This is a genomic window from Streptomyces endophyticus, from assembly GCF_035798155.1.
Taxonomy (GTDB): Bacteria; Actinomycetota; Actinomycetes; order Streptomycetales; family Streptomycetaceae; genus Streptomyces; species Streptomyces endophyticus.
This window is the reverse complement of sequence record NZ_JAOZYC010000149.1, coordinates 76788-91144: the sequence shown is the minus strand read 5'-3', so window position 1 is coordinate 91144 and position 14357 is coordinate 76788. Positions and strand designations below refer to the sequence as shown.

At 70.0% G+C, this 14357-nt stretch carries 15 protein-coding genes and 3 tRNA genes; 13 read left to right on the top strand and 5 right to left on the bottom strand.

Going from position 1 to position 14357, the window contains the following annotated elements; all coding sequences use genetic code 11:
• Positions 1 to 144 precede the first annotated feature (144 nt).
• From OKJ99_RS29365 to OKJ99_RS29355, 3 genes are all read left to right on the top strand, one after another.
• Positions 145 to 2037: a RiPP maturation radical SAM C-methyltransferase gene (locus OKJ99_RS29365; protein WP_326020907.1), complete on the top strand. Its 1893-nt coding sequence runs from the start codon at positions 145 to 147 to the stop codon at positions 2035 to 2037.
• Positions 2034 to 2654 carry a DUF5825 family protein gene (locus tag OKJ99_RS29360; protein ID WP_326020905.1) on the top strand — a complete coding sequence of 207 codons (621 nt, stop codon included), beginning with the start codon at positions 2034 to 2036 and terminating at the stop codon, positions 2652 to 2654. The genes OKJ99_RS29365 and OKJ99_RS29360 overlap by 4 nt, the downstream gene beginning before the upstream one ends.
• A gap of 96 nt (positions 2655 to 2750) precedes the next feature.
• Positions 2751 to 2963: a hypothetical protein gene (locus OKJ99_RS29355; protein ID WP_326021068.1), complete on the top strand. Its 213-nt coding sequence runs from the start codon at positions 2751 to 2753 to the stop codon at positions 2961 to 2963.
• Between the two features lie 120 nt (positions 2964 to 3083).
• On the opposite strand, the gene OKJ99_RS29350 is transcribed toward OKJ99_RS29355, so the two are convergent.
• Both OKJ99_RS29350 and OKJ99_RS29345 read right to left on the bottom strand, forming a co-directional pair.
• Positions 3084 to 3740 carry an SDR family oxidoreductase gene (locus OKJ99_RS29350; protein ID WP_326020904.1) on the bottom strand — a complete coding sequence of 219 codons (657 nt, stop codon included), beginning with the start codon at positions 3738 to 3740 and terminating at the stop codon, positions 3084 to 3086.
• A 70-nt stretch (positions 3741 to 3810) separates the two neighbouring features.
• The gene (locus tag OKJ99_RS29345) at positions 3811 to 5061 is read right to left on the bottom strand and encodes an amidohydrolase family protein (RefSeq protein WP_326020902.1); all 1251 of its coding nucleotides are present in this window, start codon (positions 5059 to 5061) and stop codon (positions 3811 to 3813) included.
• A 446-nt stretch (positions 5062 to 5507) separates the two neighbouring features.
• Here OKJ99_RS29345 and OKJ99_RS29340 point away from each other — a divergent pair.
• The 8 genes from OKJ99_RS29340 to OKJ99_RS29305 all read left to right on the top strand — a co-directional run bounded on the left by OKJ99_RS29340 (position 5508) and on the right by OKJ99_RS29305 (position 10295).
• Positions 5508 to 5580 (top strand) — tRNA-Thr (locus tag OKJ99_RS29340).
• 46 nt (positions 5581 to 5626) lie between these two features.
• A tRNA-Met gene (locus OKJ99_RS29335) sits at positions 5627 to 5699 on the top strand.
• A 94-nt stretch (positions 5700 to 5793) separates the two neighbouring features.
• Positions 5794 to 5958: a 50S ribosomal protein L33 gene (gene rpmG / locus OKJ99_RS29330; protein ID WP_003948671.1), complete on the top strand. Its 165-nt coding sequence runs from the start codon at positions 5794 to 5796 to the stop codon at positions 5956 to 5958.
• A 98-nt stretch (positions 5959 to 6056) separates the two neighbouring features.
• Positions 6057 to 6509, top strand: coding sequence for a MaoC family dehydratase N-terminal domain-containing protein (locus OKJ99_RS29325; protein WP_326020900.1), 453 nt, complete (start codon positions 6057 to 6059; stop codon positions 6507 to 6509).
• 5 nt (positions 6510 to 6514) lie between these two features.
• A complete protein-coding gene (locus tag OKJ99_RS29320) occupies positions 6515 to 6943 on the top strand; it encodes a MaoC family dehydratase (protein ID WP_326020899.1) in 429 nt (142 codons plus the stop codon).
• 113 nt (positions 6944 to 7056) lie between these two features.
• Positions 7057 to 7626 carry a TetR/AcrR family transcriptional regulator gene (locus OKJ99_RS29315; protein WP_326020897.1) on the top strand — a complete coding sequence of 190 codons (570 nt, stop codon included), beginning with the start codon at positions 7057 to 7059 and terminating at the stop codon, positions 7624 to 7626.
• Positions 7627 to 7705: 79 nt separating this feature from the next.
• The gene (locus OKJ99_RS29310; RefSeq protein ID WP_326020895.1) at positions 7706 to 9154 is read left to right on the top strand and encodes a DHA2 family efflux MFS transporter permease subunit; all 1449 of its coding nucleotides are present in this window, start codon (positions 7706 to 7708) and stop codon (positions 9152 to 9154) included.
• 85 nt (positions 9155 to 9239) lie between these two features.
• Positions 9240 to 10295: a UDP-N-acetylmuramate dehydrogenase gene (locus tag OKJ99_RS29305; protein ID WP_407700786.1), complete on the top strand. Its 1056-nt coding sequence runs from the start codon at positions 9240 to 9242 to the stop codon at positions 10293 to 10295.
• 22 nt (positions 10296 to 10317) lie between these two features.
• Here the strand turns inward: OKJ99_RS29305 and OKJ99_RS29300 are convergent, their stop codons facing one another.
• Entirely contained in the window at positions 10318 to 10950 is a 633-nt protein-coding gene (locus tag OKJ99_RS29300) for an NAD(P)-dependent oxidoreductase (RefSeq protein ID WP_326020891.1), read from the bottom strand.
• Between the two features lie 107 nt (positions 10951 to 11057).
• Here OKJ99_RS29300 and OKJ99_RS29295 point away from each other — a divergent pair, with 107 nt between their 5' ends.
• On the top strand, positions 11058 to 11663 hold the full coding sequence (locus OKJ99_RS29295; RefSeq protein WP_326020890.1) for a TetR/AcrR family transcriptional regulator: 606 nt from the start codon (positions 11058 to 11060) through the stop codon (positions 11661 to 11663).
• 16 nt (positions 11664 to 11679) lie between these two features.
• On the opposite strand, the gene OKJ99_RS29290 is transcribed toward OKJ99_RS29295, so the two are convergent.
• Both OKJ99_RS29290 and OKJ99_RS29285 read right to left on the bottom strand, forming a co-directional pair.
• The gene (locus OKJ99_RS29290; protein WP_326020888.1) at positions 11680 to 12702 is read right to left on the bottom strand and encodes an adenosine deaminase; all 1023 of its coding nucleotides are present in this window, start codon (positions 12700 to 12702) and stop codon (positions 11680 to 11682) included.
• 126 nt (positions 12703 to 12828) lie between these two features.
• On the bottom strand, positions 12829 to 14076 hold the full coding sequence (locus tag OKJ99_RS29285) for a pyridoxal phosphate-dependent aminotransferase (protein WP_326020886.1): 1248 nt from the start codon (positions 14074 to 14076) through the stop codon (positions 12829 to 12831).
• A gap of 202 nt (positions 14077 to 14278) precedes the next feature.
• Between OKJ99_RS29285 and OKJ99_RS29280 the strand changes: the two genes are divergently transcribed.
• Positions 14279 to 14351, top strand: a tRNA-Trp gene (locus OKJ99_RS29280).
• The last annotated feature ends 6 nt before the right edge of the window (positions 14352 to 14357 follow it).

Below are 14357 nucleotides of genomic sequence, written 5' to 3'. Positions count from 1 at the left end.
TTCGGGTGAAATCGAAATATGGTGACCTACGTCACATCGACCGGACATGAGGGGATCTCTGCGGCCCGCCCGCATGCCCTTGTGTGACGGGTGGGACGCCCATAGGGTGAGCCGGCTTGTGGCGGCAAGAAGAGGCGGGGCGGCATGCGCGTTGGGCTGGTGACCATGCCCTGGCACGCGATCGACCTGCCCTCCCTCCAGGTGGGTCTGCTGCACCAGCTGCTGCGGGAGGTCCGCCCGGCCGACGAGGTGCGCGAGTTCCACGGCTCGCTGCGCTGGGCGGAGCTGCTTCTCGAACGCTCGGGCGGCCGCCTGAGCCCCAGCGACTACGAGGCGATCGGCAGCGACTCGATCTTCCACGGGATCGGCGACTGGGTGTTCTCCGGAGTCCTCTACGACGACGAGGACTGGGGCGCCGCACAGCTGCGGTCGTACGCACGCGAGCGCGGTGTGCAGGCCGAGACCCTGGACACGGCCTTCGAGATGCGCCGCCATGCCGCCACGTACATCGAGCGCTGCGCGACCGAGGTGCTGGCGCACGAGCCCGACGTCGTCGGTTTCACGAGTACGTTCATGCAGAACGTGGCGTCCCTCGCCCTCGCCAAGGAACTCAAGCGCCGTCACCCGAAGTTGACCGTCGTCTTCGGAGGAAGCAACTGCGAAGGCCCCATGGGGCACGCCCTGCACCGCAACCACCCCTACGTGGACCATGTCGTGCGCGGCGAAGGGGAGTACGCCTTCCCGGCCCTCCTCGCCCACCTGGACGCGGGCACGCCCCCCGACGACGTTCCGGGGCTCTGCTGGTGGGACGACGGAGTCTCCCGGGCCGGCACCGAACCCCAGCGCACTGTGGCTCCGGCCCACATACCGTCGCCCGACTACGACCAGTGGCAGGCGGAGATCGAGGCGTCGTCGGTCCTCGAGTACGTGTATCCCAAGCTGGTCGTCGAGGGCGCCCGCGGCTGCTGGTGGGGCGAGAAGCACCACTGCACCTTCTGCGGACTCAACGGCAGCACCATGGCGTTCCGCGCCAAGCCCGGCGAGCGGCTGTGGAGCGAGATCGAACGCCTCGTGCGCCGCCACCGCATCCTCGACATCGTCACCGTCGACAACATCATCGACATGGCGTACTTCAAGGACTTCCTGCCGCTCGCCACCGACAGCGGCTGGGACCTGCGGATCCACTACGAAGTGAAGTCCAACCTCAACCGGGAGCAGATCGGCCAACTCGGCGCCGCGGGCGTCGTGCTGATCCAGCCCGGCATCGAAAGCCTCAGCAACCGCGTCCTCGACCTGATGGACAAGGGCGTCACCGGCGCCCGCAACATCCGCACGCTGCGCGAGTTCGACAACCACGAGATCACCTGCACCTGGAACTACCTCTACGGGTTCCCCGGCGAGACGGTGCGGGACTACGCGCGCGTGCTCGACCAGATGCCCGCCCTCGTGCACCTCCAGCCGCCGAGCGGCGCCTTCCGTATCCAACTGGAGCGCTTCAGCCCGCACTTCACCGACCCCACCCTGGGGTTCGCCAAGCGGCGCCCGGCCGACATGTACCAGCACGTGTACGAGCTCCCGGAGTCCGAACTCGCCGACCTGGTCTATCTGTTCGACACCGAGGACGCCGGCATCGGCGGCGACACGGAGGACCGGCTGCTGCGTGCCGTGGCGCAGTGGCGTGCGCAGTACGCCACGTCGACCCTCGTCATGGAGCAGGCGGGCGAGGACGAGAACACGCTCCTCGTACGGGACCGCCGCGAGGGCTGGCCGCGCCGCACCTACTGGTTCAACGGCTGGGAGGCGGCCGCCCTGCGCATCCTGGAGGAGGGCGCGAGTGAAACCGGCCTGCAGCGCAGACTCGCCGCCGAAGGCCACGACGTACCGGCCGAAGAGCTGGGGGGGTGGGTCGCACAGGCCGTCACGTTCGGCCTCCTCTTCCGCGACACCGGCACCTACGTGTCCCTGCCCACCCGCGCCGCGCCGATCCGCATCGGGAACGAACCCTCCGGCCCCACCGCCCGGGCGGTCGCCGGATGACCGCGCTCCCCGCTCTCGTCCCGCACCGTGTCATCGGCACCCGCGTCCGCGTGACCGAGCCGCTGCCCCTGCACGGCGACGGCCGCACCACCACTCGGGCGGTCCAGTTCCTGCGCGAGTGTCAGGCGTCCGGGCTGAGCACCCACTGGGAGACGGCCGCCGTCCCCCGTCATACGTATGACGGATCCGAGGCTCCCGGGGATGCGGCAGGTGTTACGTATGACGGTCCCGCCCCCGCGGACCGTGTCACGTATGACCTCCGCACCCTGCACCACCTCCCACCGCCGGCCCAACAGCCCGACGAGCCGGGCGCGTTGACCGCCTGGCGCACCAAGCACGCCTACGGGATGCTCTACCACCGTCGCGGCCCGGGGTTCGTCACGGTCATGGACCGCCGCGAGCGCCCCGCCTCGGCGCGGTTCACGCTCGACCACCCCGACCTGCTCACCGCGTTCGACACGCTGAGCGACGCCACAAGGCTCGACACGCTCGCCCCCGCCCACCAGGAGGCGGCCCTCCACCTGGCTGAGGAAGGGCTCGCGTTGATCGTGGACGGGTGGGCGGTGGCGCTGCCACCACGCATGCGCCGCTGGCCCGTGCCGTGCATGGGGATCTGACGCCGCGTCGCAGTACAAGCAACCCCCTCAGGAGCCTTCCTGAGGGGGTTTCACCGTGTGTCCGCGGCGATCACGACGCAGACTGAACCCATGCCGATGACATCCCGCCGCCGACACTGCCCCGAATGCCGCCGTGAGATCGCGGTCGTGGCGGGCCGCTTCGCCCGCCACGACCCTCCCGGCACCCGCGCCGCCGGAGAGCTGGTCTCCTGCCCCGGTTCGCGCCGACCCGCCCAGCTCGGCGCTGTCCAGGACGCGCTCGACGGGTACGTGGTCCCGCACGTGCCGGGCCAGATGCCGCTGTTCTGAACGCCGCTGAACGCTGCTGCTTTGAACGCCGCTGAACGCTGCTGCTTTGAACGCCGCTGCTCTGGATGTCGCTGCTCCGAGGCGTACGCGCGGCCGGGCCGCACGCGCGCGTAGCGCGACTCAGTTGCCCGCGACCGACTTCACCGCCACCGTGACCGGCGTTGAGCCGGAGATCAGTTCCAGCGTCAGCCCCGCCGTGGCGGGCGTGTCCACCAGCTCCGCGAGGACGGCTGCCACGTCGTCGCGCGGCACGGGCCCGCGCCCGGTCGAGGCCTCCAGACGGACGAGCCCGGACCCCGCGTCGTTCGTCAGCTGACCGGGCCGCAGGATCGTCCAGTCGAGCCCGGTACGGCGCCGTACGTCGTCGTCGGCCGCGCCCTTGGCCCGCAGGTACACGTCGAAGATGTCGTCGCCCTGGTGCGCGGCGTCCGCCGCCATCGCCGACACCACGATGTAGCGGCGCACCTTGGCCCGCTCCGCGGCATCCGCGAACAGCACGGCGGCGTCCCGGTCCACGGTGTCCTTCCGGCCGGCGCCGCTGCCCGGACCCGCGCCCGCCGCGAAAACGGCCGCGTCCGCACCCTGCAGATGCGCCGCGACCTCCTCCACGGACGCCGACTCCAGGTCGCACAGAACGGGTTCCGCGCCGGCGGACCGCAGGGCGTCACCCTGCTCCGACCTGCGGATGATCCCCGCCACTTCGTCCCCGCGCGCGGAGAGCAGCCGCTCGAGCCGCAGCGCGATCTGACCATGACCCCCAGCGATGACAATGCGCATGCCTTCGACGGTACGCCCGAGACGGACGGTTCACCGTGCAACCATGCGCGCACCGGCCCCGTACGGGTGTTCAAGCGGGGCCCCCACCGCCGTACTTGGCCGCCCGCCCCTGCCGCGGCAGATCGAGGGCGACCGCGGCGGCCGAGTCGCAGTACTCCCGTACCGCGCTGGTCCGCGCCACGACGCGCCCCCGGTGCACGACGATCCGGCTGTACGCGAGGGAGAGCGCCCCCGCGAGCCGCTCGCCCCGCACCGCGAGCAGCTCCGCGGGAAACCCCGCCTCCACGCGCACCTCCGGCAGGCCGAGGGCCGCCCTGGCCGTCGAACTCACCGCTTCGTAGGCGTCCTCCGGGCGCATCCCGTAGCGCGATGCCAACAAGTAGGCGGCCTCCAGCGGGTCGCCGCGCCCCACAGGGTTGGACACGTCGCGCAGCGCCCCGCTGCCCGCCGCGATCGGCACCCCGGCCGCCCGCAGCAGCCGCACCGGCGCGACGGCCCGCTCGTCCACCCCCGCGCACCCTCCCTGCGGCAGGCACGTCACGGTCACCCCGGCGGCCGCGAGCCGGTCCACAGCGGGCCGTGCCGCTTCCTCCGGCAGCCGGGAGAGCCCGCCCAGCGGTCCGACGGTGACGCCCGTGCGCAGCCCGCCTACCGCCGCCGCGAGCCGCCCGAGCCGCACCGGATCGGCCCCGTCCGTGTGCAGGTCGACCGGGCACCCGTGTTCGGCGGCGACCTCAAGCACCGCCTCTACGTAGCCCGTTGGATCGGGGTCCAGGTCGGGGCAACCGCCTACTACGGAGGCGCCCATTTTCACGGCGTCCCGCAGCACGGCGAGCCCTTCGGCCCCGGCGAGCCCGGTCAGCAGCCGGGGCATCGCCACCGTTCGCAGATCCGCGAGCCCCACCAGCGAACGCCGCGCCTGGAGCACCGCCTCCATCGAAGCGAGCCCCTCCATGTCACCGATCCGCACATGGGAGCGCAGGGCGGTGGCCCCATGGCCGAGCTGCAGCAGGGCGCCCTCGGTGGCCCGGCGCTGGACGTCTTCGGGGTCGTACGGGACAGGGCCCTCGCAGTCGGCCGAAAGGGCCGTGTCCCCGTGCGCGTGCGGCTCGACGGGGGCGGGGAGCAGCAGGCAGCCGGTGAGGTCCAGGCGCGAGCCGTGCGCGGTGAGGCTGCCGACCGTGCCGACCGCCTCGATGCGCCCGCCGGCGAGTCGCACGTCCACGGTCCTGCCGTCGGTGAGCCGGGCGCCGCTCAGCAGCAGTCCGGAGCCCTCGGGCACGCCGGGTGACGGTGGCTGCTGTGAGGGACTGTGGGGCATCGCGCTCCTGAGGGCTCGGCGAGGACGCGTATCGCGTTACAAGATCACGCAAGGTGGGTCGAGCCTAGGGCCCTTCTGACGGATCTTGCTGGAGTCGCGGGGTCTGGCACGCACTCCCCCAAGCTCTTAAGGAGCAGGGGGGACCCCCTCGGCGTTGTCGTCGGTTGCCAACGCTCCGCGTTGACGCCCTCCTCCGCCTTGCAGCTGCACGCCCCAGACCCCGCTCGCCGGAACCGCAAGTGGCCGGCCGTCCGCATCCAGCCTGATCCGTCAGAAGGACCCTAGGACCGTCACAGGGGCGCTTCGAGGAAGCTCGCAATAGTCGTACTGATGAGGCCCGAGGGGCCCAAGTGCCGGTCGTGGAAACGCGTCAGCGTTCCCGGCAGCTGGGGGCGCGAAACGGATTTGGGCGATCGGCGCGCGACCGTGTAATGTCTTCATCGCTCGCCCCAATAGCTCAGTCGGTAGAGCGTCTCCATGGTAAGGAGAAGGTCTGCGGTTCGATTCCGCATTGGGGCTCTGGTGTGAAGTTCCCTCACCTTCGGGTGAGGGGTCATCGCATCACAGCGGTGTAGCTCAGTCGGTAGAGCAAGCGGCTCATAATCGCTGTGTCACCGGTTCAAGTCCGGTCACCGCTACAGACAGTAGCCGATTGTGGGGTCGGTCCTTCGATCGGCTACTCTTTTATGCGTTAAACCTTTGTCCCATCCGTTCGTCAAGGAGTGCACTCACGTGGCTGCCACCGACGTCCGCCCGAAGATCACGCTGGCCTGCGTGGAGTGCAAGGAGCGGAACTACATCACCAAGAAGAACCGGCGTAACAACCCGGACCGACTTGAGATGAAGAAGCACTGCCCGCGTTGCAACGCGCACACCGCGCACCGCGAGACGCGATAAATCAGGCTCGTACACGAGGCCGTCCCCACTTCGGGGGCGGCCTCGTGTCGTTTCGTAGATCAGGCAGATCGAGAACACATCCAGGAGGTACCGAGCCCATGGCGCTCGACCAGTCCTTCGTAGGGCGGACCTATCCGCCCACCGGCGCGTACGAGGTCGGCCGGGAGAAGATCCGTGAGTTCGCGGAGGCGGTGGGGGACACGAACCCCGCGTACGTCGACCGTGCCGCCGCCGAGGAGCTCGGGCACCCCGACGTGATCGCCCCGCCGACTTTTGTGTTTGCGATCACTTTCAAGGCCGCGGGTGACGTCATCCACGACCCGGAGCTGGGACTCGACTACAGCCGTGTCGTGCACGGGGACCAGAAGTTCGCTTACACGCGCCCCGTGTGTGCCGGCGACAAGCTGACCGTGACCTCGACCATCGAGGGCATCAAGTCGCTCGCGGGCAACGACATCATCGACGTGCGGGGCGAGGTGCACGACGAGGCCGGTGAGCACGTCGTGACCGCCTGGACCAAGCTCGTCTCGCGCGCCGCTGAGGAGGCCTGATCGCCATGGCGACGAACATCAAGTACGCCGATGTCGAGGTCGGCACCGAGCTGCCCGCGCAGTCGTTCCCTGTGACGCGTGCCACGCTCGTGCAGTACGCGGGCGCCTCCGGTGACTTCAATCCGATCCACTGGAACGAGAAGTTCGCGGTCGAGGTCGGCCTGCCGGACGTGATCGCGCACGGCATGTTCACGATGGCCGAGGCGATCCGTGTCGTCACCGACTGGACCGGCGACCCGGCCGCCGTCGTCGAGTACGGCGTCCGCTTCACCAAGCCGGTCGTCGTGCCGAACGACGACAAGGGCGCCGAGATCGAGGTCAGCGGCAAGGTCGCGGCCAAGCTCGACGACAGCCGCGTACGGGTCGACCTGGTCGCCATGAGTGCGGGGCAGAAGGTGCTCGGGATGTCGCGGGCGGTCGTTCAGCTGGCCTGATCGCTGCCTACGTAGCTGTGGGTAAGGGGCGTTCTCCATGGGGAGGCGCCCCTTACGCATATCGGTCCGCGGAAGGATTGACGTAGATAGTGATTGGCCACTAACTTTGTCGCATGGTCAGGATGAGTGCGGAGGAGCGGCGCGAGAGCGTCATCCGCGCGGCGATCACGGAGTTCTCCCGCGGCGGCTACAACGGCACATCCACAGAGGCGATCGCCAAGCGCGTGGGTGTCTCGCAGCCGTATCTCTTCCGGCTCTTCCCGGGCAAGCAGGCCATCTTCCTCGCGGCCGCCCAGCGTTGCTGTCAGGACATCACCAAGGTCTTCCAGCGGGCGTCCGAGGGTGCCGAGGGGGAGGAGGCGGTGCAGTGCATGGGGGATGCGTACCAGGCGCTGATCGCCGAGGATCCCGAGAAGCTGCTCATGCAGATGCAGATCTACGTCGCCGTGGCCGCCGCCGAGGCGGTGGGGGACCGGGAGTTCGGGGAGTCGCTGCGGGCCGCCTGGATGGAGATGTACGACGTGGTCGGCCTGGCGACGGGGGCGGACGCCGGGGAGACGACGTGGTTCCTCGCCTACGGGATGCTGATCAACGTTCTGGTGTCCATGGGCTTCAAGCAGGATCACCGGGTCTGGGTCGGCTTCCATGAGGCGACGCAGTCCCAGGAGGCCGACAAGGAGTGAGTCCGCGTGGCACAGGGGTGTCTTTATGCCCACGAAAGTTAGTCATCAATAACTAAACGCGTGATCGCTGGGGGAAGCAATGGCACGGACAGCAGCACCGACAGCAGCACCGACACAGCGCGGAGGAGCCCTCTGGGCCCTCGTCATCACCAGCGTCGCCGGATTCATGGCGGCCCTCGACAACCTCGTCGTCACCACGGCCCTGCCGTCCATCCGCCAGGACCTCGGCGGTGCGCTCGACGACCTGGAGTGGACGGTCAGCGCCTACACGCTCACCTTCGCCGTCCTGCTGATGTTCGGCGCGGCGCTGGGGGACCGGTTCGGGCGCAGGCGGCTCTTCCTGGTCGGGATCACGGTCTTCACCGTGGCCTCGGCCGCCGCGGCCATGGCACCCGGCATCGACTCGCTGATCGCGGCCCGCGCCGTGCAGGGCGTCGGCGCCGCGATCATGATGCCGCTCACCCTGACCCTGCTCACCGCGGCCGTCCCGGTGGCCAAGCGCGGCCTGGCGTTCGGGATCTGGGGCGCGGTCAACGGCCTCGCGGTCGCCTCAGGGCCGCTCATCGGCGGCAGCCTCACCGAGCACATCTCCTGGCACTGGATCTTCTGGCTGAACGTTCCGCTGGGCGTCGCCCTGCTGCCGCTCGCCCGGCTGCGCCTGAAGGAGTCGTACGGCTCCGGCGCCCGGCTCGACATCAGGGGCACCCTGCTCGCCAGCGGCGGACTGTTCGGCATCGTGTACGGACTGGTGCGCGCGCCCGTCGTCGGGTGGACCGACACCCTCGTCCTGATCGGCCTGTTCGCGGGAACGGCGCTGCTCGCCGGGTTTGTGCACCACGGAATCCGCAACGAGAACTCGATGCTGCCCATGCGGCTCTTCCGCTCCCGGGCCTTCTTCGGGATCAACGCCGCGAGCCTGCTGATGTTCCTCGGGATGTTCGGCTCGATCTTCCTGCTCAGCCAGTTCCTGCAGGGTGTGCTCGGCTACTCGCCGACCGAGGCCGGGCTCAGGATGCTGCCCTGGACCGGCATGCCGATGCTCGTCGCGCCGATCGCCGGAATCCTCTCGGACCGCATCGGAGGCCGGCCCGTCGTCGCGGCGGGGCTCTTCCTCCAGGCCGTCGGACTCGGCTGGTTCGCCGCCGTGGTCTCCGCCGACGTCTCGTACGCCGCCCAGCTGCCGGCCCTCATCGTCAGCGGCGTCGGCATGGCCCTCTACTTCGCCCCGGCCGCCAACCTGGTCATGTCCAGCGTCCTGCCGCAGGAGCAGGGCATCGCCTCCGGCGCCAACAACGCGCTGCGCGAGGTCGGCGGTGCACTCGGCATCGCGGTCATGTCGTCGGTCTTCTCGGCTCAGGGCGGCTACGACACCGCGCAGCACTTCGTGAACGGGATCGAGCCCGCACTGTGGGTGGGCGCCGGGATCGTCGCCGTCGCCGGTGTCGCCGCCCTGTTCATCCCACGGGCGGGGCGGGCTACGCCCGTCGCGCGGGACCCTGAGCCTGCCCCGGCCCTGGAAAATGCCTGACTGTGCCTGACTACTTCCCATGAGCCCGGTCACGGCAGCGGCGGCCCCGTCCGAGCGGCGGGACCGTTCTCGTACCCTTGAGCGCGTGCAGGAACTCCACGACGCCCCTCTCGCCCCCCTGACCACCTTCCGGCTCGGCGGTCCCGCCACCCGGCTGCTCACCGCGACCACCGACGCCGAGGTGATCGACGCGGTGCGCGAGGCCGACGCCGCGGGCACGCCGCTGCTGATCATCGGCGGCGGCAGCAACCTCGTCATCGGCGACAAGGGCTTCGCGGGCACCGCCCTGCGCATCGCCACCAAGGGCTTCGAACTCGACGGTACGAAGCTGGAACTGGCGGCCGGTGAGGTCTGGACCGACGCCGTCGAGCGCACCGTCGCGGCCGGACTCGCGGGCGTCGAGTGCCTCGCCGGGATCCCCGGCTCCGCGGGCGCGACGCCGATCCAGAACGTCGGGGCGTACGGCCAGGAGGTCTCCTCCACGATCACCGAGGTGATCGCCTATGACCGCACGACAGGCGACACCGTCACGATCCCGAACGCCGAGTGCGCCTTCTCGTACCGGCACAGCCGCTTCAAGGCCGAACCCGATCGCTACGTAGTGCTGCGTGTGCGGTTCGAGCTGGAGGACGCGGACGGCCTCAGCGCACCCCTGAAGTACCCGGAGACCGCGCGCACCCTCGGCGTCGAGGCGGGCGAGCGCGTGTCCGCCGTCCTCGCGCGCGAGACCGTCCTGAAGCTGCGCGGCGGCAAGGGCATGGTGCTCGACCCGGAGGACCACGACACATGGTCGGCGGGCTCGTTCTTCACCAACCCGATCCTTACGGATGCGGAGTTCGCGGCTTTCCACGCGCGCGTGGTCGAGCGTCTGGGGGCGGACGGGAAGGCCCCCGCGTTCCCCGCGGGGGAGGGCCTCACCAAGACCTCGGCGGCCTGGCTCATCGACAAGGCGGGCTTCACCAAGGGCTACGGGACCGGCCCCGCCCGCATCTCCACGAAGCACACGCTCGCCCTGACCAACCGCGGCGACGCCACCACGGAGGACCTGCTCGCGCTCGCCCGCGAGGTCGTCGCCGGGGTCAGGGACGTCTTCGGCGTGACGCTGGTCAACGAGCCGGTGACGGTCGGCGTCAGCCTCTGAGCCGCCCCCGGCCGGAGAGCACCTAGTAGGCGACCCCGACGCCCTGCTTCACCGTCGCCGGGTTGTCCACCATCGCCAGCATCGCGTGCGCCACGTCCGCGCGGCCGGCGAAGTGCCCCGCGCGCGGGAAGCCGCCGACGACCGTGCGGTACGAACCGGTGACCGGCTTGTCCTGGAGGCGGGGCGGCCGCACCGAGGTCCAGTCAGTGGCGCTGCGTGCCAACTCGGCCTCCATGGCGGTCAGATCGACGTAGATGTCCTTCAGGACCGCACCGACGATCTTGCGCGCGATGCGGTCGGAGAGCGGCGGGTTCTCCGGCAGTGGGCCCACAGGCGCCGCGCTGACCACCACCAGCCTGCGCACGCCCTCCGCCTCCAGCGCCTTCAGGACCGACCGCGTGAGCTCGGTGGCGATGCCCGCGTCCGCGCGCCTGCGGGCGCCCAGGCCGGACAGCACGGCGTCCCGGCCCGCGACCGCCGGGCGCAGCGACTCGGGGTCCTTCAGGTCGGCACGGGCCACCTCCAGGCGCTCGCCGGTCACCGTGAGCCTCGCGGGGTCGCGGACCACCGCCGTCACCTCGTGCCCGGCCTCCAGGGCTTGTTTGACGATCTCCTGTCCGATCCCGCCCGTCGCACCGAAAACCGTGAGCTTCATGGCGTACCTCCAGGTGTGCGTCACACGGTGGGTGAGTACTCACTCACCCCCTTTTACCTTTAGAGTGAGTGAGTACTCACCCCGCGTCAAGCTTGGTTGGAGCCTGCATGGACCAGAAGCCGGCCCGTGTCCGCATCGTCGACGCGGCCCACGAACTCATGCTGAGCATCGGTCTCGCCCGGACGACCACCAAGGAGATCGCCAAAGCGGCGGGCTGCTCAGAAGCGGCGCTCTACAAGTACTTCGCCAACAAGGAGGAGCTCTTCGTGACGGTGCTGGGAGAGCGCCTTCCGAAGCTGGGCTCTCTTCTCGGCCGACTGCTCACGGAGGGCGCGGGAGACCCCGGCCGCACGGTCGAGCAGAACCTCACGGAGATCGCCCACGAAGCGGCGCTCTTCTACGAGCAGACGTTCCCGATGGCCGCGTCCCTGTATGCGGAGCCCAAGCTCAAGCGCCGCCACGAAGAGGTGATGCGGGAGCTGGGAACGGGTCCGCACAAGCCGATCCAGGGCCTTGACGCCTACTTGCGGGCCGAACAGAAGTCCGGTCGCATCAGCGCCGAAGCCGACACTCATGCGGCCGCCTCGCTCCTCCTGGGAGCGTGCTCCCAGCGCGCCTTCGCCTACGAGATGGCCCCGGACGGCAAGCCGCCGCAGCCGGTGGACGAGTTCGCGGCCCGTATCGCGCGCACCCTGCTGAGCGGGATCGCCTGAGCCGGGTCGGCCCGCCTCAGGCCGCGAGCCACTCGTCCACGCCGCTCAGAAGCTTCTGCCTGATGTCCTCGGGGGCCGCCGAGCCACGCACCGACTGCCGGGCGAGCTCGGCCAGTTCGGCGTCCGAGAAGCCGTGATGGCGCCTCACGAGCTCGTACTGGGCAGCCAGCCGCGAGCCGAACAGGAGGGGGTCGTCGGCCCCCAGCGCCATCGGCACCCCGGCCTCGTACAGCGTGCGCAGCGGCACGTCCTCGGGCTTCTCGTAGACGCCGAGGGCGACGTTCGAGGCCGGGCACACCTCGCAGGTCACGCCCCTGTCCGCGAGGCGCCGCAGCAGCCGCGGATCCTCGGCGGCCCGCACGCCGTGGCCGACCCGCGTGGCGTCCAGGTCGTCGAGGCAGTCGCGCACGGACGAGGGCCCGGTCAGCTCGCCCCCGTGCGGCGCCGAGAGCAGCCCGCCCTCGCGCGCGATGTGGAAGGCCCGGTCGAAGTCCCGCGCCATGCCCCGCCGTTCGTCGTTGGAGAGCCCGAAACCGACGATGCCCCGGTCCGCGTACCGCACCGCGAGCCGCGCCAGCGTGCGGGCGTCCAGCGGGTGTTTCATGCGGTTCGCGGCCACGAGGACGCGCATGCCGAGACCGGTCTCGCGCTGGGCGCTGTCAACGGCGTCGAGGATGACCTCCAGGGCGGGAATCAGGCCCCCGAGGCGGGGCGCGTACGACGTCGGGTCGACCTGGATCTCCAGCCACCCGGACCCGTCCGCGATGTCCTCCTCCGCGGCCTCCCGCACCAGACGCTGAATGTCCTCGGGGGCCCGCAGACAGGAGCGCGCCGCATCGTAGAGCCGCTGGAAGCGGAACCAGCCGCGCTCGTCCGTCGCCCGCAGCTTTGGCGGCTCGGCCCCGGTCAGCGCCTCGGGGAGCCGCACCCCGTACTTGTCGGCGAGTTCCAACAGGGTCGTGGGCCGCATCGACCCGGTGAAGTGCAGATGCAGGTGGGCCTTGGGCAACTGACGTACATCACGTCCTACACGCTCCATCCCAAGATCCTGCCGTACACACCGGTCGTACCGGTAGCGCCTTTCCCCCTTCGGGGACCCGTCCGAACGAACAAGCGGGCCGCCTCCGTAGGGAGACGGCCCGCTTGCACGCACTTATGTAGAAGCTCAGTCGCGCGCCTCGGCGAGCAGCTTCTGGACGCGGGAGACGCCCTCGACGAGGTCCTCGTCGCCGAGCGCGTACGAGAGCCGAAGGTAACCCGGCGTACCGAAGGCCTCGCCCGGCACCACCGCGACCTCGGCCTCCTCCAGGATGAGCGCGGCGAGCTCGACGGAGGTCTGCGGGCGTTTGCCGCGGATCTCCTTGCCGAGCAGCCCCTTCACCGACGGGTACGCGTAGAAGGCGCCCTCGGGCTCCGGGCAGACGAAGCCGTCGATCTCGTTGAGCATCCGCACGATCGTCTTACGACGCCGGTCGAAGGCCTCGCGCATCTTCTCCACGGCCGTCAGGTCGCCTGACACGGCGGCGAGCGCGGCCGCCTGCGCCACGTTGGAGACGTTCGAAGTGGCGTGCGACTGAAGGTTCGTCGCGGCCTTCACCACGTCCTTCGGGCCGACGATCCACCCCACGCGCCAGCCGGTCATCGCGTACGTCTTCGCGACACCGTTGACCACGATGCACTTGTCACGCAGCTCCGGAAGGATCGCCGGCAGCGACGTGAACTTCGCGTCTCCGTAGACGAGGTGCTCGTAGATCTCGTCCGTCATCACCCACAGGCCGTGCTCCACGGCCCAGCGGCCGATGGCCTCCGCGTCGGCCTCGCTGTACACGGCGCCCGTCGGGTTCGAGGGCGACACGAACAGCACGACCTTCGTGCGCTCGGTGCGCGCGGCCTCCAGCTGCTCCACGGAGACGCGGTAGCCGGTCGTCTCGTCGGCGACGACCTCCACCGGCACACCGCCCGCGAGGCGGATCGACTCCGGGTACGTGGTCCAGTACGGGGCCGGGACGATGACCTCGTCGCCCGGGTCGAGGATCGCGGCGAACGCCTCGTAGATGGCCTGCTTGCCGCCGTTCGTCACCAGGATCTGCGAGGCGTCGACCTCGTAGCCGGAGTCGCGCAGCGTCTTCGCGGCGATCGCGGCCTTCAGCTCGGGCAGACCGCCGGCCGGGGTGTAGCGGTGGAACTTCGGGTTCTTGCAGGCCTCGATGGCCGCCTCGACCACGTAGTCCGGCGTCGGGAAGTCGGGTTCACCGGCGCCGAAGCCGATCACCGGGCGTCCGGCGGCCTTGAGGGCCTTGGCCTTGGCGTCGACGGCGAGGGTCGCGGACTCGGAGATCGAGCCGACCCGGGCCGACACCCGACGCTCGGTGGGAGAGGAACCTGCGGACGGAGAAGGAGTTGCAGCGCTCATGGCCCCATCGTTCCAGACCGGAAACCCGCCCGGCACACGGGTTTCGAAGACCATGGAATCCACCCTTGATCCACTTGGGGATGTTGCTCGTTCGACGGGGGGCTCCGGAACACGTACACTCACTGCTCGTTGGCCTTCACCGGCCGCACCTACCGACTGCACTCCGTGCGTCCGGGCGGATGCGGTACGTTGGGGGAGACAAAGGGTCGTAGCTCAATTGGTAGAGCACTGGTCTCCAAAACCAGCGGTTGGGGGTTCAAGTCCCTCCGGCCCTGCTACAC